This is a genomic window from Nitrospina sp. 32_T5, assembly GCF_052156635.1.
Classification (GTDB): Bacteria; Nitrospinota; Nitrospinia; order Nitrospinales; family Nitrospinaceae; genus Nitrospina.
On the sequence record NZ_JBQKUO010000002.1, the window covers coordinates 139,233 to 161,012 of the forward strand.

The window sequence follows — 21,780 nt, forward strand, 5'->3', positions numbered from 1 at the left end:
CGGTTGATTTTTCCCCGGCCGGGGTTGTATGATGGGCGGAATGGACCGATCCAGTTGAAAGGGGTAGCGTTATGAAGTTGAGCGAGGTCATAGCAAGACAGACGGAGAAGAAAACCGGAGGCCAGACTCCCGGAGACCGCCCAAGGACCCCCGTGAACAACCGGGCGCTCAAAGTGATCCGCACCCGCGAAACCCCGAATCCCAACGCCCTTCAGTTTGTGTTGAACGCACAGATTCTTGAGACCGGCAACAAATCGTATTCCTCGCCCGAAGACTGCGGCGACGACAAGCTGGGTCAGGCCCTGTTCAAGAATTCGGCGGTGAAGAACGTGTACATCATGAAAAACTTCGTCACCGTCACCAAGCAGGACACGGCCGGGTGGAATCCGCTGAAGACCCAGGTCTGGAACACCATCGACGAGCTGGTGGACGTGTACCCCAGCGAGGAAGCAGGCAAGACCGTGCACGTGGACGTGTCCGATTTCAACAGCCTGCCGCACGAAAAGAAGCTGGAAGCCATTGAGATGGTGCTGAACCGCTCCATCCGCAGTCAGCTGGCGCAGGATGGCGGCGGCGTGGACCTGCAGGGCCTGGAGGGCAAGGAGGTGCTCATCCACTACCAGGGTGCCTGCGAGAACTGTCCGTCATCGATGACCGGCACCCTCCAGCACATCGAAAAACTCATCAAACAGCAGTTGGACCGCGAACTCGTGGTCAAATCTGTCTGACCTCCTGGGAGGGGTCGGGGAAAAACGGGCCTCCCGGACGGGAGGCTTTTTTATTTCCCGGTGAATGCGCCACCGGTGAGAAGGTCCCCCAGAGCTTCAAAGATGCGCTTGGGCTTGGCGAGAATCGATTTGGCGGCTTCCATGTCCACGTGGGGATCGTTGAAGGGCCCTTCCAGCTTGAAGTAGGTTTCCACCAGTCCTTCGTCGGTTTTGCTACCCGCCACGAACCGACCCAGAAGGGGCACCCCCTGTAAGACTTTGTCCAGGTCCCCCATCGGCAGGGCCTTGCCGTGCATGTCGAATTTCTCTGTGTTGAGATCGGCCGTGCCTTCCAGGTACACCTTCAGGTACTGGCCTTCCAGTCCCATCAGGGGAGTGTGCACGACGCCTTTTTTGATTTCAAACGTTCCGCCCATGCGGTCGAACAGCAGTCCCTTGTCACTCAGCTTTTGCAGGGCGGTGGGATTGAGGATGGTGAGGATGGCTTTCACCGCACCCAGTTCCTTGAGGCTTCCTTCCGTGACCAGCAGTTTGAGGTCGCCGTTCATGCCCCTGGTTGCCGGACCTTTTTTGGGGACATGCCCCTTCAGGTTCCCGGTGAACTTGACGATGCCTTTGAGGTGTTTCTTTTCGTAATCCTCAATGGAAAGGCCCTTGCCGCCGAAAGAAAAATCGTATTTGTCCTTCGCCGTGTTGTAGACCCCCTTGATGCCCATGGTGCCGTTGCGTGGCACGAACGCAGACTGGCTGAGAACGATCCTGTTTTTCGGCAGGGTCACTTCGCCGGTGATACGCTTGAATGGATACCCCTTCGCGTTCACCCGGGTCAATTTGAACCCGATGGACACCGGCACCTTGGGCGGCCTGGAGTTCACCCGAAACACTGCATCCTGAATCGAAAAGTTGTGTTTATTCGGAGAAAGCACCATTTTCTCTCCCTGAAGGGTGCCGTTGAGCCGGATGCGGTCGATTTCAACCGGGCCCCGTGCTTTGACGTTGCCCGACAATACCGTTTTGACCAGACCCCACTCCGAGGGCCACTTCACCTGCGAAAGATCGAGTTTGTCGAATTTGAAATCGGAGTCGAGCCGGGTTACCGATTTCTTGCTATCCGGTTTGGGGAGAATGATCTTTCCATTCTGGGTCAGTTCCCCGTTCAACACCGACGCTTTGATTTTGCTCTTGATGTTGCGGCCGTTCATGGTCGCGTCGGCGTCCAGCCGCGAAACGGGAAGGACCATATTGTCGAGGGCCTGGATTTTGATGAGCACGTCATCGGCAACCAGACTGGTCTCGTAGGCCAGTTTGTCCGGATCGTTCACCGGGCCCTTCGCCGTCAGTTTGCCGGTAAGCACGCCTTTGCTTATGCCTGCCGATTTGGGAATCGGCAGTCGTACCACATCCACGCGGTTCACTGTGACGGTGGAGTCGAGAATCATGCTTTCGTTCTCTTTCGCGGGAAAGGTGAGGTCCCCATCATACTGGACTTCTCCGCCGAAGGCCGTGGCCTTGAGCGTGTTGTGGAGTTTGCGGTTTTTCATCTGTGCATCCGCCTGCCAGCGACCAACGGGGATTTGCAGGTCAGCGGGTGTGAGCAGCAACTCGTCCCCGGATAGCGAAGCGTTGAGGATCAACTCATCGAGGACGGCGGGTCCGCGCAACTCGAATGACCCGGTCACCAAACCATTCGCCCATTGGGAGACCTCTGGGATGCCCAGCTGATTGAGTTCCAGCTGGTTCACCTTTGTGGTCGTGTTCAATTCCGGATCCGGGTTGTTTTCCAGAAACCGCAGGTCACCGGAATGCTCGATTCGGCCCGCACCCATGTCCAGGTCGAGGTGATGGTTCAGGTTGCCCTTTCGCCAGATAACGTGGCTGTCCATGTGATCGAACAGGTAAATCCGATCTGCAGCGGTGACGGAAACATTGTTTCCCATGATGTGCGCCTGAACTACTGCCTGCTTCGTGAATTTATCTCCATCTTCCAAAGCATCCAAAGGCACCTGCATTTCCGCCTGAAGTAACTCGAAATTCCCCTGGGGCTGGTATTCTTCCAGAACTTTCGAGGGATCGACGGGAATGAAAAAATGGATGGCTTGAAGGTCCTTGAGGTGGAACCGGTTCAACTCCATATGAACATCCAGAGAGGCGTTTGGGGTCAGCACTTCATGCACCACCAGGTCGCCGAAGAGGTGAAGTTGGTCCATATAAACATCCAGGTCGGTCAGGGCCAGGTCCAGCTTTTGGTTGCTGGGTCGGGAAATCTGGATGAACCCGGACAACCGCATCATTTGCTGATCCACGGGTTTTCCGCCCCTGCGTTTGATCCAGTAAATGCGACCCTGTTCGACGTCGATGTTATCGATCGCCAGATGAAAATTGCGAAAGGTGTCGCGGATGGAATTGACCACGGTCTTATCGTCTTTACTTCCAGCCACCGGCTCTTCAGGCTTTTCTTCCTCTTCGTCCTGATTGAGGTAGATGGTGACCACGGGCTGAATGAGGTCGATGGTCTTCACCTCAACTTTTCCTGCAAGCAGGGGCATCAGGTAAACATGAACGAAAAGGGTTTTGGCGGAAACGAATTTATCTTTTCCATCCATGGACTCAACGCTCACGCCGTCGGCTTTCAGGCCGAATCCGTCGTGAAAATCGTAGGCAAGCCCTTCGATTTTCACCTTCATACCGGTGGCTTCGGTGAGAGTCTGGGTGAGAGACCCTTTCAGGGATTTTACATCCACGAAATATGCGAGTCCGGCGAGAACCAGAACCCCCAGGAAGACCATCGCCGCAAAACCCCACATGACCCGTTTGACCAGTCGGACCATTCTCCTTCCCCGGGGCGATTTTTTTTGGGGCTTGTTTGACGGCGGCGTTTTTCCGGGAGAGGGAGGGGTGGTTTTTGAAGCGTTTCCGGAACCGGCCGGAGAGCTGCCTTTGGCCCCTTTTTTTGGGGGATTGTATTTCTTGGGGGTATTGGCCATACCTTTAATTATAAAGGTTTATTAGCCAGAGAGAAAACGGATTTCAGGGTTGCGGGAGGGCCGGGTGTCAGGCTTTTTCGCGGCACTTACCGGATTCGGGAAAGAAACCCAAACAAAAAAACGGCCGGATTCCCAATGAACCCGGCCGCTTCTTTATTTCTGCTTTTTGGGGTGCTTAGAATGTCCAACTTCCGTGGTTGGCCACGATCATGCACATCAGCATGGGGATGGACAGGATGGCATTGGTGCGGCTTGCCACAAAAGCGGTCTTTTTCGCCTTGGCCAGCGCATCGCCTTCCAGTTCGCCCGCGATGATCTTTTTCTGATTGGGCCAGATGAATGCCCAGACGTTGATCATCATGATGATACCCAAAACCATACCGATGTGAATCGTCATGCTGGGAATGCCTTCCACCTGGCCACGGCCGACGCCGTAGTAAATGATTCCCGACACGACGGTCAACCAAGCCATATGGCGAAACCACCAGAGGGCTTTCGGCAGGACGACCTGGGTATAAGGTTTGGCAGCTCCCTGTTCCGTCAATTGGGGCATGCTGGAAACCTGAATGATATTGAAAAACCAAAGCAGGCCAATCCAGAAAATCCCGAACACGACGTGAAAAAATTCAGCTACCCACATAAAATGTGCCTCCTTTATATATGCCTTGAAATTGCTGGTTTATGAAATTCGGATTTTTGAGAATCAAGCTCTGGGCCGAATGAGGACGGACAGACATTTTAGAAGTAAGATGGAAAATCGGGGTTAGGGATTCATCAATTTTGGAAAATTTTGGGAAAAATGGGCCGATTTAAATGCGCCCGAACGGATTTTCCTGCTTCCAGCCACAGGACGGAGTGGCGGGTCAGCGTTCAAGGAGAAAGACCAACAGAATCCCCAGGGCCAGCAGGTTGAAAATGAGGAGGGACCATGCCCAGCTTCGTGGCACCATCGGGGGCGAGGTGGGAACCTCCGGATCCGGGGCAGGGGAATTTCCGATGGCGGTGCCGGTGCGGGCCAACGCGTCCTGCAGGCTCCGGTTTTCCGCAGTCAGTTGTTCCACCTTCTTTTGCAATGAGTCCACCTGGTCTCGCAACTGCAGGCGCTCCACTTTAAGCGCTTTCGACCGGGCTATTTCCCGTTCCAGGGCTTCTTCCGGTCCCCGGGTGATGCCTTCGCTTTCGGGCGGGTCGTCCCAGTCTTCGGTCATGGTGCTGGAGGCTTTCTCCCATCGGATGATGTGGCGTCCGACAGGTGATTTCAGGCTGTATTGCTGGCAGCGTGAAAGCGGCCGCTTGCTTCCATCAGCCGTTGCATGTGGCCCGGCGATAATACGAGGTCGCCCGCCTGGGCGAACTCCCGGATCTGCGTGGATTTTTTGGAACCGACCACCGCCGTTATCACGTTGTCCTGTGCCAGCACCCAGGTGAGGCTGACGTTCACCGGGGCGGTGTCCAGCTCCTGGGCGACGGCTTCCACTTCTTCCCGAACGGGTTTGGAATTCGAAAAATAAGGCTCCTGATACAGATAATATTCCCGACGTGTGGGTGCCTTGCGCGCGGCAGCGTCGATGCGTCCCGCCAGGAGTCCCCGTGCGGTGGGGGAATAAATCATGTAGCCGATCTTGTTCTGCTTGCATGCGTCCAGCGTCCGGCCCTCGTATTCGCGTTGCAACAAATTGTAGGGAATCTGGTTGATGGTAAACGTGCCGGCGCGGTCGCCAAGAAGTTGCAGGTCGGTAGAATCAAAATTGGACAGCCCCACCGTGCGGGCTTTGCCGCTGTCTTTGAGTGCCTGCATGATTTCGCACAGCTTGCGCGATTTCTCAGGCGAGTTGAAGAAAGTACCCGGCCAGTGGACGAGGTACACATCGACATAATCCCTGTCGAGCGCCTTCAGGGTCCCGTTCAGGCGTTCTTCATACGCGTCGCGGGTGAGGTCCGCATCCGGCCAGATTTTGGAAATGATGAGAACGTCGTTCTTTTTGCTGCCGAGGGCCTTGCCGAGACGCCGTTCGGATTCCCCATCACCATAGCCTTCGGCGGTGTCGAAGGCGGTGATGCCCCCGTCCAGCGCGGCCTTCACGGAGGCGTCCGCTTCCTCCGGCGTGGCGTAGTCGCCCCAGCCGCCGCTGGGGGCGATCTGCCAGCATCCGAATGTGATCACGCTCCAAGGTATGTCCAGGCCCTTTACGGAGACGGTTCGCATGTTACCTCACGATCATGGTGAAACTGCGGTAGCGGTAATGGGGACCTTCCGTCTTGATGGTGGCGGCGAAGGGTTCGCCTTCCTTTTCCACTTTCTCGATGTGTTTCTTGAAGCGGTACAGGCGGTATCCACCGATCAGAGCCGCGGCGCCGACAATCAGGATCAACGTTGCGAACAGGAATCCCAAAAGCGCCGGATACAGGAAGATCAGTACGGCAAGCGTAATCAATGCGACACCAAAAATCAACACCGACCACTGTAATGAATTGTAGCCTTCAGTGAACAAATCCTTGGGATGATGGGTACGTTGGAACATAGGGCCTCCTTTTTAAAAGGCTCCATTGCCTTTCATACCACATACATAAAATCGCGACGGGGCCGGGTCAAGACCCGTGTGTGCCGGTTGGGGCGAATTTTGGAATTCAGGCGGGCTTTTCCAGCAGGCGGCGGATCCGGTTGAAATCCCGTTTCTGCCGGGAAAGGGGCCGACGCCAGTTGACCACGCGCGGGCTGGGATGATACAGGGCCAGCAGCGTGAATGCCGCCAGATTCTGCGGTTTGGCGAGCACCTCGGCCAGCTTGAACCGTGTGCCTTTGAGGCGGTTAATGGCATCGAGGCCCACCGTGCCCAGAGTCACCACCACGCGCGGCTGGATGATTTCCAGCGTTTCCTCCAGGAATCCGGCGCAGGTGTCGATTTCTTTGGTTGTGGGGCGACGGTTGTTGCCGTTTTCCAGAGGATTGCACAGGACGGCGTTGGTGACGAACACGTCGTTGCGGGTGAGGCCGATATGGGACAGCAGAATCTCGAAGTTTTTCCCTGACTGGTCACCGGAAAAAGGAACGCCGGTGCGGGCGGCGCCGAATCGGCCGGGGGCTTCGGCAACAAACACCACCTCGGCGTTGAGACTGCCGTTGCGGTCGCTCAAAATGGCCTGCTCGGATGCCAGCCGGGGACACTGTATGCATTCGGCGGCACGTGTGGAAAGCGAAAGAAAGTGGCGGCGTTTGGCGGATGCACTCATGGTGCGGTTCCCTCTCAGGAATTTTCCGTCTTGTCGCGGCGGGCGGGGTCGTTGGTCAATTCGTCTTCCGTCTCGTCCTCCTCGTCATCGTCGCTGGAGCGGCAGATGACAAGGAAACCGACGAGCAACAGCACGCTGGCCAGAATGGTGAACAGAATGTCCATGACGCCTCACGCAAATCAGAACGGCTTGACGGTGGCGAAATAGATCATGCCGCCGCCAATGAGGAAAATCGCAATATGCACCATCATAGCGTATTTCTTCGGCAACGTGTCTTTATTGATTTGAACGCCGTTCTGGAACCCCAGCGCGATGAGCACCAGCAAAAGCCCCAGCTTGGGATAAATCCACTTCGATTCGTTGAACACGCCGGTGGTGACGGCAAGGTAAATGCCGGACAGGATGGTGACACCGAGGATCGGGTAGTAGATGAATTTGTGGATGCGCTTCTGGGTTTTGCGCAGGCCGTCGCGTTCCTCCGCAGACTTGAGTCTCAGGCGGAACACCACAGTGAGCGATTGCAGAAACAATGTGCCCACAACCAGGCACATGGAAACCATATGAAGCGTCAGAAAGAAATTTTTCATGGACTCGAAACCGCTCCGTGTGACTTGATCAGGGACTGTTCTCAACCGCCGGTTTATCCGGGCCGGCTCTCCAGTATACGAGGCTGGAGACCATGAGTGCCATGCCGACGCCGCAATAGATTGCCGCCACCACCACATATCCCCCCAGGTGTTCGTTCAACGCGCGGAGCATGAAGCCGAGGCCCATCATGGCCGCAATAAAGATATAAAACGGTTTTGCGTAGACATGATGGAACTTGAGCGGAGGTGTGAGGTTGTCAATACGGTTTTTGTTGCGCCGCGCGGTTTTAGTGAGCACAAATTTGCCTTTCACCGCGCCGATCAAAAGCCCTGCGGCCAGCGAGATGAACACCGCATTCTGGGACGAACCCTGGGTTTCGATGGCAAGGAAGTACATGCCGATGCCGCGTACCAGCAAAAACAGGCCCACCAGGCCCCAGATGCTGCCCGCAAGCGTGTACAGTTGGTTTTTAGTCATGATGTCATGGCTTTCCAGCCGCCCGAGTCTCAAAACCAGATGCCGGGCCGGGTAAAGGGTTTGTGCCTCCGTTCAGGGATTGGGCTTGCGGTCGCTGAACGGTTTGCCACGGACAGGCCGGGTCGCCATCCGTCCGCTTTTGCTTTTATAGAGCAGGCGGGTCTCGCCGTTTCTCAGGTCCACCAGGTACCCGTCCTGCCCGATCCCCTCCGTGGTCCACATGTAGGGCAGGGGGCCGGCGGGAAACACAGGGTTCAGGTGAATCTCGTGTTCGTACTTGTCGCGGTTCACAGGATCGGGTTCAATGAGCGACTTGCACTCCTCGACTTCCGGAAGCCGCCATTCGTCGAAACCTGCAAATTTGTTGGTCGTCAGCTTTTTGCAGTATTCCAGCGCTTCATCCCAGGTCAGCCATTTTTGTTCGGCCTGCCAGGAGTCTTCCTTTGTCCACAGCAGGTCGTGAAGGGTGTCCTTGATGGTGCCGTCGCCGTTATCGATAAATCGTTCTTTGTCGCTCATGGTTTCAGTGTGAAAGTGCGGTTTCGTTTCCGAGGGGATCCAGGGAAATCCGATTCAGCCGGTCGTTGAGGGCATCCAGATCGAAACGTGGCGGGTTTTTCAACTGCGCCCGTTTTTTAATATCTCCAAAGGCCCATTTCAGAAGAAGGTCCGAGTAACACAGCCAACGCGTCCGCCGCAGAATGCGGCGTACCGTGGACCGCGAGATTTTAACCGGATCGTCGGAGTTGAGCAACGACTGGTTGTTGTGGAGAACAGCGACGGTCTCCATCGCCATCCATAACGGCCAGATGCAGAACAGCCGGATACGCGTCTGGTTTCGGGGAATGGCCAGAGTGAATCGCAGGGCATCCTCCAGGTGGCCCAGGGTTTTGTGTAGAAGGCGTTCCATTACTTCGAGATTCTGATTGATGGACGTGCCGGCGTTGAACTCCTCCACCGTCAGCCCCTGCCCGGTGATATAAGAACGCGGGATGTACGACCAGCCGCGGCCACGATCCACAATGATGTCCTTTGAGATATTCGTCATCTGCAAACCCAGTCCAAAGGAAACCGCGGTACGCTGCATGGTCTCCCTGGATTTTGGCGACAGGTTCGGGATCTCCTGGAAGAACAGGTTGCACAGCATTTCGCCCACCAATCCGGCGACAAAGTAGCAGTATTCTTCCAGCTCGTGTTCGTCTTCAAGCAGGGTGATTTCGTTGAACGAGAATTTCTGCTGGAAGTAGGCCATGCCCCGTGCCATGCGCGAGACCGAGGGTACGATCTGTTCCTGATGGTTCACGGGTAGAGAGTCGAACACGTTGAACACGCGCGGCGTATTGAGCAGCAGGTCGAGATCGTTTTCCGAGCCGTCCACGGCGCGGCAATCCTCCACCCAGCCATCCAAATTCCGGGCACGGTGGTCCGGGTCCTCAATGATTTGCGAGAACTCCTGCAGGAGGCGGATTTTGATCTTGGGATCGAGCTCCGCTGCGTCTTCCACGGTATCGACGATGCGGCAGAACAGGTAGGCGGTCAGGATACTGCGGTGCAGGTCATCCTTGAGAACGGTGATATTGAGAGCGAAGGTGCGGCTGACCTTCGGCAACATCTGTTTGCAATATTCCCAATCCTGCATTGTGTATCCAAAGTACGGGACCCGTCATGTGGGGTGACCCTCCGGAATGAAGTCAAAAGGCCTAATGTGTGGCCTGTGACATTTCTTCCATTTCCTGCGCGATTTTCAAAATGGCAGTGTGGACTTCGTTGATCACGTATTCCGGGGTGCTGGTTCCGGCGGTGATGCCCACGTGTTTTTTATTGGTGAACCAGCTTCGGTCCAACTGGGTGGCGGCTTCAATGTGATGCGCTTCCACATCTTTCTCGTCGCACACCTGAACCAGCTTTTTGGTGTTGGAGGAATTGTAACCGCCGATGACGATCATCAGGTCCACCTGGTCGGCCAGGTCGCGCACCGCAATCTGCCGGTCGCGGGTCGGCTGGCAGATGGTGTTGACGAAGGCGACGTCTTCCACGCAGTCCATCTCGCGGATTTTACGCACCAGATTTTCCACCTTTTCCATCTGCTGGGTGGTCTGGCTGACGATGCCGAACCGTTTGGTGGGCGCGGCACGCAGTTTCTCGAGATCTTCTTCGTTGTTGATGACAATGTAGTCGTCCAAATCGCCGACGATGCCCTTCACTTCCACGTGCTCTTCCTGCCCGATGACGACGGGGAAGTAGTTCTGCTCGACCATGCTCTTGACGGTTTTGTGCACGCGCATGACGAGGGGGCAACTGGCGTCGTAAACGATGTGCCCGGCTTCCACCAGCGCCTCTTTCATTTTTTCGGCGGCGCCGTGGGCGGTGATCATGACTTTTTTGGTTTTGATTTTATCGAGATCATCGATGCCGTTGACCAGATCGACACCGTTGCGTTTCAACGATTCATTCACCTGACGGTTGTGGACCAGCTGACCCACGATGGTGAGGTCGGATTTGAACTGAGGTTCCATCGCCAGATTGATGGCGTCCTTGACGCCGAAACAGGTGCCGAGCGCACTTGCGAGGGATACTTTCATCGTCCGTCCTTATTCTGGAAATGTGGAGTGAATACCCGGAAGTGGGTTTTTCGTTAACGGTTTAAGTTCAAAATCATAACAGAATGCAGGCAGTATGGGAATAAAAAACCGTTTTTCCCATAACTGCGGAATCACTTGAAAATGAGGTTTTTGACCAGCTGCCAGGTGGTCTGGCGGCCGATTTCAGCGATGCTTTCGGTCAATGGGATGTTTTTGGGGCAGACTTCCACACAGACCTGCGCGTTGCCGCAATCGGCGATGCCGCCCTGGCCCATCACCGCTTCCAGACGCTCCTCCTTTTCCATTGCGCCGGTGGGGTGCATGTTGAACAGCCGAACCTGGCTGAAGGTGGAGGCACCCAGAAAGTCGTTGTCCAGCGCGAACTGCGGACAGGCCTCCAGGCAGCAACCGCAGGTCATGCACTCGGAGAGCGCGTAGGCGGCGTTGCGCCGTTTTTCGGAAATTATCGGGCCTTCACCGATGTCGTGGCTGCCGTCGATGGTGATCCAGGCGTGGACTTTTTTCAGGTTCTCGAACATGCGGGTGCGGTCCACCGCGAGGTCCCGCACTACCGGGAACTTTTTCATCGGTTCCAGCACGATGGGTTTTTCCAACTGGTGCACCAGTGCCGTGCAGGACTGGCGGACGCGGCCGTTGATGTTCATGGTGCAGGAGCCGCACACTTCCTCCAGGCAGTTGCACTCCCAGACCACAGGCGTCACGGTTTGACCGTCGGCGGTGACCGGGTTTTTCTGGATGTCCATCAGACAGGAAATCACGTTGGCGTTTTCCCGGTCAGGCACCTCAAATTCCTGCCAGTACGGTTTGGAATCCGGGGTGTCCTGCCGCTTGATTTTCAGTCGAACTTTTTTCTGGTCGCTCATGTCCTGCCGCCTCACTCGTATTTGCGCGGACGCGGGGTGATCTGCGATGTGTCCACGTCCTCGTAATGGATTGCGGGCTCCCCGTCCTTGTATTCCGCGATGGTGGTTTTCAGCCATTCCCGGTTGTTCGCCTCGAAACGTTTCATGTATTCCAGGTGTCCGGATCGGAACTCGCTTTCGTCCACCTCCCCGTACTGGCTTTTTTCCAGGTAATCGACGTATTCGTGCGGATCGAAATTGTCCGGCTGTGTCAGGTCGAATTCCGGCTTGTAATGGGCGCCGCGGAATTCGTTGCGCCTGAGCGCGCCGATGGTGATGATCTTCGCCAGGTGGATCATGCAGTGCAACTGGTTGATGAAGCTCGGCGCCGGGTTGGACCAGTGGGTGGTGTCCAGGCACTTCACGTCGCGGAACCGTGTCTGGATGTCGTGGATCAGGGTCAATGCCTTTTCCAGCTTCGGGTTCTCCCGTACGATCAAAACATTTTTCATCAGGATGTCGCCCAGTTCTTTTTGCAGGACATGCGGGTTTTCCTTGCCGTTCATGCGTTTGATGTCTTCGAATCGCGATTCCCATTGTTTGCGCGCGTCTTCGAATACCTGCGACGACACATCCTCGTGGTGCATGTCGAGGTTTTTGCTGTACTGGATCATGCCCGGACCCATCATGAGCCCCGTGTAGATACAGCTCAATAAAGAGTTCGCACCCAGCCGGTTGGCACCGTGGAACTGGTAATCCGCTTCGCCTGCGGCATACAGGCCGCGGATGTTGGTCATCTGGTTGCGCGGTGACCGGTGGTCGATGAGCCCGTGTGCCTCGCTTTCGTAATCCGTCCAGATGCCGCCCATTGAGTAATGCACGGCAGGAAAAATTTTCATCGGCACCTTGTGCGGGTCGTCGCCGGTGAACTTTTCGTAGATTTCAAGAATGCCGCCCAGGCGCTCGTTGAGGTAGTCCTCGGTATGATGGGTGAGGTCCAGATACACCATCTGCTCGCCGCCGACGCCCAGCCCCTGGTTGATGCAGACGTCGTAGATCTCGCGCGACGCCACATCGCGCGGCACCAGGTTGCCGAACAGGGGATGGTTTTCCTCGAGGAAGTAGTACCGTTCCGCCTCCGGGATGTCGAGCGGGTTGCGGTCGTCACCCGCCTTGCGCGGCACCCAGATGCGACCGCCCTCGCCACGCGCCGACTCGCTCATCAGCCGCAGCTTGTCCTGCCCCGGGATGGCGGTGGGGTGGATCTGGATGAATTCGCCGTTGGCGTAGCGCGCTCCCTGCAGGTAGGCGGACATCGCCGCCGCGCCGTTGCACACGGTGGAGCCGGTGGCCTTGCCGTACACCTGTGTCGGCCCGCCGGTGGCCAGCACGACGCCGTCGCCTGCCAGGGTGAAGATCTCGCCCGTGTGCAGGTCGTGGATCACCGCACCGCGGCAGGTGCCGGTCTCATCGATCACCGCTCCCAGGTATTCGTGCCATTCGAGTTTGGTCACCTGCCCGTCGGACTCGTACCGTCGTACCTGCTCGTCCAGGGCGTACAGGAGTTGCTGTCCCGTGGTGGAGCCGGAAAACGCGGTGCGGTTGTACAGCGTGCCGCCGAAGCGGCGGAAATCCAGGTGGCCTTCCGGCGTGCGGTTGAAGGTGACGCCCATGCGGTCCATCAGGTGAATGATGGCCGGGGCCTGGAAACACATGTCGCGCACCAGCGGCTGGTGGGCAAGGAAATCGCCGCCTTTGACCGTGTCGTAGAAATGGATGTCCGGCGAATCGCCTTCTCCCTTGGAATTGATGGCGGCGTTGATGCCGCCCTGCGCACACACCGAGTGGGACCGCTTGACCGGCTGGTAGGAAACCAGCAATACCTGGGCGTTGTTCTCGCACAGCTTCATGGTGAGAGACAGGCCCGCAAGGCCCCCGCCAATGACGATGAATTTGGGTTGACGCTTGGGCATCACAGGCCTCCCACTTTGGTGGGCTCCACCGGAACCGGGTTCAGTGAAAACTCAACCACGGTGGCGAGGCCCAGTACCGTCAGCCCCAGTCCGATCAGGATAAACGCGATTCCCGCGTTTCTCTGCGCCCTGGGTCCGACGATGATGCCCCACGAAATGCAGAATCCCCACAACCCGTTGCCGAAATGAAACGTCGCCGCGACGATGCCGATGAGGTAAATGATGCGCCCCGTCCAGGTCTGGAATTCGTCGTTCATCACGCCGATCAGAAACGGGGCCGCCTGGAACTCGTGGTGTCCGTACCAAAGCTTCGGCACGACAGTGGTGCTCATGTGGTAAACCAGGAAAACAAACACAATGGCACCGGTCAGCCGTTGCATCGTGTACATCCAGTTGCGCGGGTAACGGTATCGAATGAAGTTGTACTTCGCAATGGAGGTCAGGTAGAAACCCATCACCGAATGAAACAGGATGGGAATGTACAGCACGAAGATTTCGATCCAGATCAGAAACGGCAGGTTATTGATGACGTCGATGCTGAGCTGGTAGGGGAACACGCCGACGGTGCGCAGGCTGTTGACCGCGAGATGGAAGACCAGAAAGATGCCGATGGGGATGAGACCGGTCAGGGAGTGGATTTTTAGAAGAAGAAAATGCGCCTGGTCTCGCTGGATCGCGCCCATGGTCTCGTCCACGTGAAGAAGATTGGAACCGCCGCGCTCTTACTTGGATTGCCGACCCAAGGGACGCACCGGGCGGATGACAGGGTGCGCTCCTTCCGGCAAACGGACCCGTAAAACGGGTCTGTATTTTTCATTTTACGCGATTGAGCTGTGCAGGGGAACGATTTAATTACGCCGCTTTCGACGCATCATAAACAGGCTGGGGAAAACAGGGTGGGTTCAGAAATCGTATTCGAGGAGCGGCCGGTGTTTGTAATCGGGGTCAACCGGTTTGTCGTTGCGGGTGATCATGAGCTTCTTCGGCTCTTCGACGAAAAGATCGACGAATCCGCACTTGCCGCACACGCGGGGCTGAAGCGGCACTTTCTTCTCGATGCCGTGGTCCTTGCGCACGACCATGATGAGTTCCAGGTCCCGGCTCGTACGAAGACCGATGTCTCCCTTCAGGATACTCTCCTCACCACATTTGGAACATGCGTTGGGATCACTCATGCCGGGCCCCTCCTGTGAAAGGTCGATGGATGAGGGGAGGAAAACCTCCCCCTGCCATCAGGTCAGCCGCCATTATAGCACAAGGGTGAATGGGCGTTAAGGGATTCCCACTCAAGGCGTTTTTGCATTACGGACGTTGTACGTACAGCGGAGCTGATTCCACGAACACGCGGGCGATCGGCACTTCCTTGCCTTCACGGTTGATGAGTGTGTTGAGTTCCTTGCTGGCATGGAACACCGGTTTCTTGCGTGCCGGAATTTCGATGGGCTCGCCGGTCACCGGTTTTTTGCCGATGCGGGCCGGGTATTCGCGCACCCGGAAGGAACCGAATCCCTGGATCACCACGCGTCCTTCTTTCTCCAGGTTGGACATGATGCCTTCCACAAACGTGAGCAGAATGCGGTCGGCTTCCTGCTTGGAAATGTCCAGTTTTTGAGCTAACTTGTTGGCCAGATCGGATCGAATCATTGCTACCCCCCATTGGTAAAAAGTTGGTTTCGCACTATGACTTCAAGAACCGTGCCAATGCAGTCTTAACGGCATAACCCCTTGATTTCTGAATGTTTTGAAAAAAGCCGTTTTAGCGAGGGGGTGATTTGTTTATCTTTTTTCATAAACCGGCTTGAAAGAAAGTGAACAGTTGATATCCGTTGAATTTGGCCTATGAAGAACCTGTTGATTTACCTGACTCACCCGCATGTGGGGGTGTGGAACCTGCAGGACCGGCATGTTGAGCAATTAAGTGCACAGTTTCCGGGGTTTCGGATTGTAAAATGCCTGCATTCAAAGGAATTTTTGGAAGGAATTTCCGAGGCGGACGCGGCGATCTGCTGGTATTTTCGCCGCGAATGGGTGGAGCGGGCCTCGCGCCTGCAATGGATTGCCACCCCTGCAGCCGGGAGTGACTGGATCGACCTCCCTGCTGACTCCAGCATCACCATCCACCACGGCGGCTTCCACGGATGGATGATGGCGGAGAGCGTGCTGGGTGCGATGCTTTATTTCTGCAAGGCCTTCGAGGTGTCGCGCCGCTTCCAGAAACAGAAGAAGTGGGCGCGTATCAAACTCTCCCAACAGATCACGTCCCTCTACCGGGCGCGGGTGACCATCCTCGGTTTCGGCCGGATCGGCCAGACCATAGGCCGGGTTGTGAAACCCTTCGGCAGCTTTGTGATGGGCGTGCGCCGGCGGGCGGATGCAAGGCCGGATTACTTTGATGAGGCCGACCGCATCGTTTCCGTCGATCGCCTCGACGAAGTCCTGCCGGAGACGGATCACCTTGTCCTCGTCCTGCCAGGGGGGAAGGAGACCGACGGACTGCTCACCGCCGACCATTTTGCCCGGCTCCCCGCCCACTGCCACCTGTACAACGTGGGCCGGGGCAACCCCTACCGGGAAGAAGATCTGGTGTGGGCCCTCGAGACCCGGCAGATTGCCGGGGCTTACCTCGATGTGTTCGACGAGGAACCCCTGCCAGAATCGTCGCCTCTCTGGGGCTTCGACAACGTCCTCATCCAGCCCCATCTGTCCGCAGCCTCGCCGCAGTACCTGGATCTTTTTATTCAGGAATTGGTTGAAAAATTAAAAAGGTGAATGGACTCGTGGGCGGGCCGGTTTTTGTGGGGGAGGTCAGTCGCCCAGGAAGGGGTTGTTGATGCCGCTTTCCAGGTTCTCGGTGATGGCCTGGGTGCGCCAGATGATTTCGATGATCTCGAAGATGCGGTTGGCGATGGAATCGGCTTTCGAGCCGTATCGGGAAATGACCACGCCGGCGTCGCCGATCAGCCCCCAGATGGGATCGAGGTTGACCGATTTTTTGTGCAAAATCTGCAGTGACCGTTGGATGCGGTTGATGAGCCGGGTCATGTGGTTTTCGTCGAGGTAGTCGGAGCGAGACACGATGTGCCCCAAAAGCCGCAGGAGATTCTGCGTCTTGCGCAGGTCACCGTCGGAGAACTGGTAGGCGAAGCTCCGGCCGAATTTCTGCGCGTACTGGTCCTTGATCAACTGAAAGTCCAGTTTTTCCTGGACCATCTTGAGCTGGCGGAGTTTGCTGTTGGCGTAGTGGTTGAAGGCTTTGCTGATGTTGAGGACGTTTTCGTCCTTGTTGTTGACGTTCAGATCGGGAAACACGATTTTAAGGTCGTGCGCTTCGGAATACGCCTGCAATACGGCATAAGCCTTCAGCATGTCCGGATAATGCCCGTTGAAATCCGGATGCTTCTTCATTTTGAAGCGGTTGGCGCTTTCCCACTCCTGAAACTTGCCGATCAGCTTTTCCAGAGCGTCCACCGGGTTGTCCGGCAGGTTGTCCAGAAATTCGTCAGTAAACATAATTTGCTCCACCCCAAATGGGGTATCGAACGTGAGGCCCCAATCCTCTATCGGTCATATAAATTATATACTTGAAAGCTTTTTGTCCGAAGAAAAATTGAGGACCGGGATATTCGGCACTTCTAAAATCACGCAGGTGGGTTTTTAAGGTGATGGTCGGTGGTGATCTGGAACCGGTGGCCGACGTTCAACAACAGCGCTTCGTCGAAGTGGCGGCCCATGAGTTGCAGGCCGATGGGCAATCCCTCCTTGGAATGGCCGCAGGGGACGGACAAGGCGGGTATGCCCGCCAGATTGGCTGACAGGGTGAGCAGGTCGGAAAGATACATTTGCAAGGGGTCGTCCAGTTTTTCGCCCAGCCTGAACGGCAGGGCAGGCGAAACCGGCGCGGCCAGAACATCGCATTTCCTAAGAGCGGCGTCAAAATCCTGCTTGATCAGGGTCCTCACCTTCTGTCCCTTCAAGTAATACGCGTCGTAATATCCGGAACTCAAAACGAATGTGCCGAGCAGGATGCGGCGTTTGACTTCCTCTCCGAATCCTTCCTCGCGGGTGTGTGTGTACATGTCGAGCAGGTTCTCCGCGTTTTCGGAGCGGTAACCGTACTTCACGCCGTCGTAGCGCGACAGGTTGGTGCTGGCCTCGGCGCAGGCGAGAATGTAATACGCCGCCACGGCATACGGGGTGTGCGGCAAGCTGACTTCGACGCGTTCCATGCCCAGTGATTCCAGGTGCCGTATGGCCGCTTCCACAGCCGCCTGCACCTGCGGATCGATGCCGTCGGTGAAGTATTCCTTAGGCACGCCCACCTTCAACCCTTTCACGTCGCGGTCGAGCGTCGCGGTAAAATCAGGCAGTTCCACGTTGGCGCAAGTGGAGTCCATCGCATCGTGTCCGCCGATGACGCTGAGCAGGGTCGCGGCGTCTTCCACCGTCTTGGTCATGGGGCCGATCTGGTCGAAAGACGAGGCGAACGCCACAAGGCCGAAACGGGACACGCGGCCGTAAGTGGGTTTGAGTCCGGTGATGCCGCAAAAGCTGGCGGGCTGGCGGATGGAGCCACCGGTGTCGCTGCCCAAAGCCGCAACGCATTCGTTGGCGGACACCGCCGCCGCCGATCCGCCGCTCGATCCGCCGGGAACGCGGGTCTTGTCCCACGGGTTGCGCGTGACATGGTGATACGCGGTTTCGTTGGACGAGCCCATGGCGAACTCGTCCATATTGGTCTTGCCGATCAGAACCGCCCCGGCATCTTTCAGGCGCGCCACCACCGTTGCGTCGTAGGGCGCGACGAAGTTGTCGAGGATGCGCGACGAACAGGTGGTGCGGGTGTCTTTCACGCAGATGAGGTCTTTGACGGCGATGGGCACCCCCAGCAGGGGAGCGTCTTCTCCTCTGGCGATGCGTGCATCCGCGGCCTGGGCCTGCTCTTCCGCCAGTTCGCGCGTCAGATGGGCGTAGGCGCCGATGTCTTTATCCACCTTGTCGATGCGCTGGTAATACTCTTCCAGCAGGTCGAGCGATGAGTAGGATTTCGCCTTCAGGTGTTTGCGGGCCTCGGCCAGGCTGGGTCTCTGCATGGCTACGAGATGATCTTGGGCACTTCGTAATGCCCCTTGGCGGCACGCGGCGCGAGCGACAGGTAGTCGGCTTCCGGAAACCGCACCATCGCTTCGTCTTCACGCAGGACATTCTGGAGTGGCAGGACGTGCGAGGTCGGTTCCACGTTTTCGGTATTCAGCGTGCCCAGGTGGTCGATGTACTCCACGATTTTCTGGAACTGCGGGCCGAGCTTCTCCCTTTCTTCCGGGGTCAGCTCCAGCCGGGCGAGGTGGGCGATTTTTTGAATGTCGACGTTGTCGTGGGACATGATGTTGTGTGAATCAAACGAAAAAGAGAAGGGGGGACAGTTTCGTAGGATCAGCCTTCTTTCTTTTTCTTGCCTTTTTCCGCCAGCATCTTTTCCCTGTAGTCGATCTTCGCCACCTTGCGGGTCAAGCGCTTGAATTTCTTTTTGGATTGGCGCAGATTCGAATCGTATTTGTTATCTCCCGCTTTTTTCTTTGCGTCCTCTTTTGCCGATTTGGCCTTGTCGATGTGGCCTTTCAACTGTTCCTTCGTTGCCATGGTTGTGTCTGCCTCGATTGGGTAAAGGGTTGAGATTGGGGCTCGTTTATACCAGATTTCCGGCCTTTCCGCAAACCTTCTGAGAGGAGGCAACGGGAAAGCCGGAGGCCTGGTGGGGAAGCCGGGTCCCCCCCCCCGTTTGCCCTAAAGGCCTTCGTGGGTTTTGAACTGATAGTCGTGTCCGTCGGTGGTGAGGGTGATGGCGCCATGCCGGTCGGTGCGCCACACGTGGGTGCCCTGGTCTTCAAGCCGCTTCAGGGTTTCATCATGCGGGTGGCCGAAGGGATTGACGTGGCCCGCTGAGATGAGGGCGTCCTTCGCCCCGACGGCCTTTAAAAAATCCGGGGAACTGGAATAACGGCTTCCATGATGCGGCACTTTCAGCACGTCTGCCCCAAGCGGCTTTCCGGAGGCGACCAGGTGGGCCTCGGCCTCGGCGGTGATGTCTCCGGTCAGCAACAGGCTGAACTCGCGGAAATCAAGGCGCAACACCCAGGACAGGTCGTTGTCGATGCGCCGGGGTGGAAGGCCCACGGTCTGAATAAAAGGTCCGGCCGGATGCAGGGCGGTGAGATGCACTTCCCCGAATTCGAGGGTCTCTCCCGGCACGAGAATGAGACGCTTTGTTCCGCTTTCATGAAGCGTCTGACGCAGGTGATCGATCTTCGTGTCGGCGATGGGCGGGGTGCGGTCGAGAAAATGCCCCACTTCCATCAGCTTGGACAGGGAGAGCAGGCCGCTGATGTGGTCGTGGTCCGAATGCGTCGCGGCGAGGTAATCGAGACCGCGCTCCCCCCCGTGCCAGAGGAAACGGCCCACCACCGCCTTGCCGATATCGAGGGCGTCGCGGTAAAAGCCGCCGCCGTCGATCAGGAGGGTTTCGCGGTTGGGGAATTCGACGAACACGCTTTCGCCCTGGCCGACGTCGAGCATTGTTATCTTCAGTGTGTCGGTCTGGAACCTGGGAAACTGCGGCCACATCCACCAGACAAACACGCCAAGAGCGCAAACCACGAGCCCTGCCGCCTGACTGCGTTGCGGTGTCAGCAACTTTTGAGACGGTATCTCCTCCGTTGTCTTCGCGGTCAGGTGGTAACGATACAGATACGCGGGAACGCCCAGCACCAGCGCAATATAAAACACCAGCCAGAAGTCCGGCGGGGTCGGTACATAAAATGAGGCGAAATCAAACGATGCGGCCCACACCGGGAGCGCGACGAACACGCCGAGGAGTCCATCGACGACGCTCATCAAAAAATCGGCGAGCGTCGGGAACGCGGCATTGAGGAGGGCGATCAACAACGTGGCCGGGATGAGCAGGGATGCCAGAGGCACCAGCACCAGGTTCAGCAGGAACCCGACTGCGCTCACCCGGTTGAACTGGTACACGAGCGCGGGAAAGGTGCCGAGGATGGCGGCGGCGGAGACAAACGCCGTCCCGTAGACAAAGCGCAGAGCGGAAGAGATCGCCCCGCCGTGCTCATCCTGCAATCCCGGCAGGCGACGGTACCACGGTGGTTCTCCCAGACGATCGACCGCATCCCCTTGCACCTGCATCAGCATGCGGTGCAGGTATAGAATGGCAAACACCGCACCAAACGACAATTGAAAACCGGGAGTGAGGAATGCCCCGGGACTCCACAGCAAAATACCGAACGCCGCCACCAGCAGGGCGTTCAACACGCTGCGTTCGCGGTCGGCAAGCACGGCGATCAGGAAGAGGATCACCATCGTCCCGGCGCGAAGGGCCGAGACCTTGTTTCCCACCAGCATCAGGTACATCAGCACAGGCAGAAAACAGAAAGCCACCGCCCATTTTTGTGTGCGCCCGAGGTACACCCAGCGCGGGCGGTATCTTGAAAACAGTCTCCACAAGACGGGGTGGATGAGGAAGTACGTCGCGCCCGCGACGAAACCGATATGGAGACCCGACACCGCCATCAGGTGTGCCACGCCGGTGGCGCGAAATGCTTCCTGCATTTCCTCGCTCAGAAACTCTTTCTCCCCAAGCACCATGCCCCGCAACAACGCCCCTTTATGTGCATCGAGGTTGCGGTCAAGCAGCGCCCGTATGGAATGAAGCATCGCTTCGTGCAGACGGGAGAGGGCGGTGGCCTCCGTCGAATCGATGCGCTCCACGCGCTCCGCTTTCGACACACCGCCGGTGACGTCGATTCCTTCCGTCCTCATGTAGTGTTCGTAATCGAATCGGCCGGGGTTTTTAAAATTGCGTGGACGTTTCAACCGCAACTGGTGGACGCGGATGCGATCGCCTTCGCGCAGGTCCGCTTTCGCTTCGTACACGGTGATGCGGGCGCGTCCGCTGACCGGGATGGCGGCGTCTTCGTATTGCAGGGATTCGAGATCGAGATGCACCCGCACGCGATCAGGGTAATGCTGCGGGGGTTGGATGACCACGCCGGTGATATCGCCGCGGCGCCGGTCCTCAACATGATTCAGGATGTGGGCTTCGGGACGCAGTGCCGTGTCGCGATAAGACGTCGTCGCCCCCAACACGAACAGCGCTGTCAGCAAAATGAACTGCCACGCGGCGCGAATGCAAAGCCGCCGGGCGCACCCAACTGCGAGCGCCAGTGCAATGAATGGCAGTGCACCGGGGAACAAAAATTCCCGGGAGGCGGGATGGGCGAGGAAAATTCCCGAAAGGTAAAATAGAAAGTAAGGAAGCAACGGTCCCATAACCGTGGGCCTTGACT

Annotated in this window: 24 protein-coding genes; 2 read left to right on the forward strand and 22 right to left on the reverse strand. The window is 57.0% G+C overall.

Annotation, left to right across the window (positions count from 1 at the left end; all coding sequences use genetic code 11):
* Positions 1 to 71 precede the first annotated feature (71 nt).
* Entirely contained in the window at positions 72 to 728 is a 657-nt protein-coding gene (locus ACTRW9_RS05440) for a NifU family protein (protein WP_442428580.1), read from the forward strand.
* Between the two features lie 50 nt (positions 729 to 778).
* Here the strand turns inward: ACTRW9_RS05440 and ACTRW9_RS05445 are convergent, their stop codons facing one another.
* The 17 genes from ACTRW9_RS05445 to ACTRW9_RS05525 all read right to left on the reverse strand — a co-directional run bounded on the left by ACTRW9_RS05445 (position 779) and on the right by ACTRW9_RS05525 (position 15,070).
* A complete protein-coding gene (locus tag ACTRW9_RS05445; protein ID WP_442428581.1) occupies positions 779 to 3,556 on the reverse strand; it encodes a hypothetical protein in 2,778 nt (925 codons plus the stop codon).
* Positions 3,557 to 3,887: 331 nt separating this feature from the next.
* On the reverse strand, positions 3,888 to 4,352 hold the full coding sequence (locus ACTRW9_RS05450; RefSeq protein ID WP_005005572.1) for a urate hydroxylase PuuD: 465 nt from the start codon (positions 4,350 to 4,352) through the stop codon (positions 3,888 to 3,890).
* A 223-nt stretch (positions 4,353 to 4,575) separates the two neighbouring features.
* On the reverse strand, positions 4,576 to 4,920 hold the full coding sequence (locus ACTRW9_RS05455; protein WP_442428582.1) for a hypothetical protein: 345 nt from the start codon (positions 4,918 to 4,920) through the stop codon (positions 4,576 to 4,578).
* 50 nt (positions 4,921 to 4,970) lie between these two features.
* Positions 4,971 to 5,918: an aldo/keto reductase gene (locus ACTRW9_RS05460; protein WP_442428583.1), complete on the reverse strand. Its 948-nt coding sequence runs from the start codon at positions 5,916 to 5,918 to the stop codon at positions 4,971 to 4,973.
* Position 5,919: 1 nt separating this feature from the next.
* The gene (locus ACTRW9_RS05465; protein WP_442428584.1) at positions 5,920 to 6,234 is read right to left on the reverse strand and encodes a hypothetical protein; all 315 of its coding nucleotides are present in this window, start codon (positions 6,232 to 6,234) and stop codon (positions 5,920 to 5,922) included.
* Between the two features lie 106 nt (positions 6,235 to 6,340).
* On the reverse strand, positions 6,341 to 6,943 hold the full coding sequence (locus tag ACTRW9_RS05470) for a uracil-DNA glycosylase (RefSeq protein WP_442428585.1): 603 nt from the start codon (positions 6,941 to 6,943) through the stop codon (positions 6,341 to 6,343).
* Between the two features lie 14 nt (positions 6,944 to 6,957).
* Positions 6,958 to 7,107 (reverse strand): hypothetical protein, encoded by a 150-nt coding sequence (locus ACTRW9_RS05475; RefSeq protein ID WP_442427161.1) that lies wholly within the window; start codon positions 7,105 to 7,107, stop codon positions 6,958 to 6,960.
* Positions 7,108 to 7,122: 15 nt separating this feature from the next.
* On the reverse strand, positions 7,123 to 7,530 hold the full coding sequence (locus ACTRW9_RS05480; RefSeq protein ID WP_005005563.1) for a SirB2 family protein: 408 nt from the start codon (positions 7,528 to 7,530) through the stop codon (positions 7,123 to 7,125).
* Positions 7,531 to 7,558: 28 nt separating this feature from the next.
* Positions 7,559 to 8,008, reverse strand: a complete 450-nt coding sequence (locus ACTRW9_RS05485) for a hypothetical protein (RefSeq protein ID WP_442427159.1) — start codon at positions 8,006 to 8,008, stop codon at positions 7,559 to 7,561.
* Between the two features lie 72 nt (positions 8,009 to 8,080).
* Positions 8,081 to 8,527, reverse strand: coding sequence for a DUF1566 domain-containing protein (locus tag ACTRW9_RS05490; RefSeq protein ID WP_442428586.1), 447 nt, complete (start codon positions 8,525 to 8,527; stop codon positions 8,081 to 8,083).
* A gap of 4 nt (positions 8,528 to 8,531) precedes the next feature.
* A complete protein-coding gene (locus tag ACTRW9_RS05495) occupies positions 8,532 to 9,647 on the reverse strand; it encodes a squalene/phytoene synthase family protein (protein WP_442428587.1) in 1,116 nt (371 codons plus the stop codon).
* A gap of 61 nt (positions 9,648 to 9,708) precedes the next feature.
* Positions 9,709 to 10,590 (reverse strand): 4-hydroxy-3-methylbut-2-enyl diphosphate reductase, encoded by an 882-nt coding sequence (ispH, locus tag ACTRW9_RS05500; RefSeq protein WP_442427156.1) that lies wholly within the window; start codon positions 10,588 to 10,590, stop codon positions 9,709 to 9,711.
* A 131-nt stretch (positions 10,591 to 10,721) separates the two neighbouring features.
* Positions 10,722 to 11,474: a succinate dehydrogenase iron-sulfur subunit gene (gene sdhB / locus ACTRW9_RS05505; protein WP_442428588.1), complete on the reverse strand. Its 753-nt coding sequence runs from the start codon at positions 11,472 to 11,474 to the stop codon at positions 10,722 to 10,724.
* An 11-nt stretch (positions 11,475 to 11,485) separates the two neighbouring features.
* Positions 11,486 to 13,426: a succinate dehydrogenase flavoprotein subunit gene (sdhA, locus tag ACTRW9_RS05510; protein WP_442428589.1), complete on the reverse strand. Its 1,941-nt coding sequence runs from the start codon at positions 13,424 to 13,426 to the stop codon at positions 11,486 to 11,488.
* Positions 13,426 to 14,109, reverse strand: a complete 684-nt coding sequence (locus tag ACTRW9_RS05515) for a succinate dehydrogenase (RefSeq protein WP_442428590.1) — start codon at positions 14,107 to 14,109, stop codon at positions 13,426 to 13,428. The genes sdhA and ACTRW9_RS05515 overlap by 1 nt, the downstream gene beginning before the upstream one ends.
* A gap of 219 nt (positions 14,110 to 14,328) precedes the next feature.
* The gene (locus ACTRW9_RS05520) at positions 14,329 to 14,601 is read right to left on the reverse strand and encodes a hypothetical protein (protein ID WP_442427152.1); all 273 of its coding nucleotides are present in this window, start codon (positions 14,599 to 14,601) and stop codon (positions 14,329 to 14,331) included.
* A gap of 127 nt (positions 14,602 to 14,728) precedes the next feature.
* Positions 14,729 to 15,070: an HU family DNA-binding protein gene (locus ACTRW9_RS05525; protein WP_442428591.1), complete on the reverse strand. Its 342-nt coding sequence runs from the start codon at positions 15,068 to 15,070 to the stop codon at positions 14,729 to 14,731.
* Positions 15,071 to 15,397: 327 nt separating this feature from the next.
* Here ACTRW9_RS05525 and ACTRW9_RS05530 point away from each other — a divergent pair, with 327 nt between their 5' ends.
* Positions 15,398 to 16,195: a D-2-hydroxyacid dehydrogenase gene (locus tag ACTRW9_RS05530; RefSeq protein WP_442428592.1), complete on the forward strand. Its 798-nt coding sequence runs from the start codon at positions 15,398 to 15,400 to the stop codon at positions 16,193 to 16,195.
* Between the two features lie 36 nt (positions 16,196 to 16,231).
* On the opposite strand, the gene ACTRW9_RS05535 is transcribed toward ACTRW9_RS05530, so the two are convergent.
* The 5 genes from ACTRW9_RS05535 to ACTRW9_RS05555 all read right to left on the reverse strand — a co-directional run bounded on the left by ACTRW9_RS05535 (position 16,232) and on the right by ACTRW9_RS05555 (position 21,688).
* On the reverse strand, positions 16,232 to 16,936 hold the full coding sequence (locus ACTRW9_RS05535; RefSeq protein ID WP_442427150.1) for a hypothetical protein: 705 nt from the start codon (positions 16,934 to 16,936) through the stop codon (positions 16,232 to 16,234).
* Between the two features lie 128 nt (positions 16,937 to 17,064).
* Positions 17,065 to 18,516, reverse strand: coding sequence for an Asp-tRNA(Asn)/Glu-tRNA(Gln) amidotransferase subunit GatA (gene gatA, locus ACTRW9_RS05540; protein ID WP_442428593.1), 1,452 nt, complete (start codon positions 18,514 to 18,516; stop codon positions 17,065 to 17,067).
* A gap of 2 nt (positions 18,517 to 18,518) precedes the next feature.
* Positions 18,519 to 18,806, reverse strand: coding sequence for an Asp-tRNA(Asn)/Glu-tRNA(Gln) amidotransferase subunit GatC (gene gatC / locus ACTRW9_RS05545; protein WP_442427148.1), 288 nt, complete (start codon positions 18,804 to 18,806; stop codon positions 18,519 to 18,521).
* Between the two features lie 50 nt (positions 18,807 to 18,856).
* Positions 18,857 to 19,063, reverse strand: a complete 207-nt coding sequence (locus tag ACTRW9_RS05550) for a hypothetical protein (protein WP_442428594.1) — start codon at positions 19,061 to 19,063, stop codon at positions 18,857 to 18,859.
* A gap of 144 nt (positions 19,064 to 19,207) precedes the next feature.
* A complete protein-coding gene (locus ACTRW9_RS05555) occupies positions 19,208 to 21,688 on the reverse strand; it encodes a DNA internalization-related competence protein ComEC/Rec2 (RefSeq protein WP_442428595.1) in 2,481 nt (826 codons plus the stop codon).
* Positions 21,689 to 21,780: the final 92 nt, after the last annotated feature.

What these genes read in the sequence shown, in the direction of transcription:
- ACTRW9_RS05440 (WP_442428580.1), top strand. Translation starts at nt 72, where the DNA reads ATGAAGTTGAGCGAGGTCATAGCAAGACAGACGGAGAAGAAAACCGGA.
- ACTRW9_RS05445 (WP_442428581.1), bottom strand. Translation starts at nt 3,556, where the DNA reads ATGGTCCGACTGGTCAAACGGGTCATGTGGGGTTTTGCGGCGATGGTC.
- ACTRW9_RS05450 (WP_005005572.1), bottom strand. Translation starts at nt 4,352, where the DNA reads ATGTGGGTAGCTGAATTTTTTCACGTCGTGTTCGGGATTTTCTGGATT.
- ACTRW9_RS05455 (WP_442428582.1), bottom strand. Translation starts at nt 4,920, where the DNA reads ATGACCGAAGACTGGGACGACCCGCCCGAAAGCGAAGGCATCACCCGG.
- ACTRW9_RS05460 (WP_442428583.1), bottom strand. Translation starts at nt 5,918, where the DNA reads ATGCGAACCGTCTCCGTAAAGGGCCTGGACATACCTTGGAGCGTGATC.
- ACTRW9_RS05465 (WP_442428584.1), bottom strand. Translation starts at nt 6,234, where the DNA reads ATGTTCCAACGTACCCATCATCCCAAGGATTTGTTCACTGAAGGCTAC.
- ACTRW9_RS05470 (WP_442428585.1), bottom strand. Translation starts at nt 6,943, where the DNA reads ATGAGTGCATCCGCCAAACGCCGCCACTTTCTTTCGCTTTCCACACGT.
- ACTRW9_RS05475 (WP_442427161.1), bottom strand. Translation starts at nt 7,107, where the DNA reads ATGGACATTCTGTTCACCATTCTGGCCAGCGTGCTGTTGCTCGTCGGT.
- ACTRW9_RS05480 (WP_005005563.1), bottom strand. Translation starts at nt 7,530, where the DNA reads ATGAAAAATTTCTTTCTGACGCTTCATATGGTTTCCATGTGCCTGGTT.
- ACTRW9_RS05485 (WP_442427159.1), bottom strand. Translation starts at nt 8,008, where the DNA reads ATGACTAAAAACCAACTGTACACGCTTGCGGGCAGCATCTGGGGCCTG.
- ACTRW9_RS05490 (WP_442428586.1), bottom strand. Translation starts at nt 8,527, where the DNA reads ATGAGCGACAAAGAACGATTTATCGATAACGGCGACGGCACCATCAAG.
- ACTRW9_RS05495 (WP_442428587.1), bottom strand. Translation starts at nt 9,647, where the DNA reads ATGCAGGATTGGGAATATTGCAAACAGATGTTGCCGAAGGTCAGCCGC.
- ispH (WP_442427156.1), bottom strand. Translation starts at nt 10,590, where the DNA reads ATGAAAGTATCCCTCGCAAGTGCGCTCGGCACCTGTTTCGGCGTCAAG.
- sdhB (WP_442428588.1), bottom strand. Translation starts at nt 11,474, where the DNA reads ATGAGCGACCAGAAAAAAGTTCGACTGAAAATCAAGCGGCAGGACACC.
- sdhA (WP_442428589.1), bottom strand. Translation starts at nt 13,426, where the DNA reads ATGCCCAAGCGTCAACCCAAATTCATCGTCATTGGCGGGGGCCTTGCG.
- ACTRW9_RS05515 (WP_442428590.1), bottom strand. Translation starts at nt 14,109, where the DNA reads ATGGGCGCGATCCAGCGAGACCAGGCGCATTTTCTTCTTCTAAAAATC.
- ACTRW9_RS05520 (WP_442427152.1), bottom strand. Translation starts at nt 14,601, where the DNA reads ATGAGTGATCCCAACGCATGTTCCAAATGTGGTGAGGAGAGTATCCTG.
- ACTRW9_RS05525 (WP_442428591.1), bottom strand. Translation starts at nt 15,070, where the DNA reads ATGATTCGATCCGATCTGGCCAACAAGTTAGCTCAAAAACTGGACATT.
- ACTRW9_RS05535 (WP_442427150.1), bottom strand. Translation starts at nt 16,936, where the DNA reads ATGTTTACTGACGAATTTCTGGACAACCTGCCGGACAACCCGGTGGAC.
- gatA (WP_442428593.1), bottom strand. Translation starts at nt 18,516, where the DNA reads ATGCAGAGACCCAGCCTGGCCGAGGCCCGCAAACACCTGAAGGCGAAA.
- gatC (WP_442427148.1), bottom strand. Translation starts at nt 18,806, where the DNA reads ATGTCCCACGACAACGTCGACATTCAAAAAATCGCCCACCTCGCCCGG.
- ACTRW9_RS05550 (WP_442428594.1), bottom strand. Translation starts at nt 19,063, where the DNA reads ATGGCAACGAAGGAACAGTTGAAAGGCCACATCGACAAGGCCAAATCG.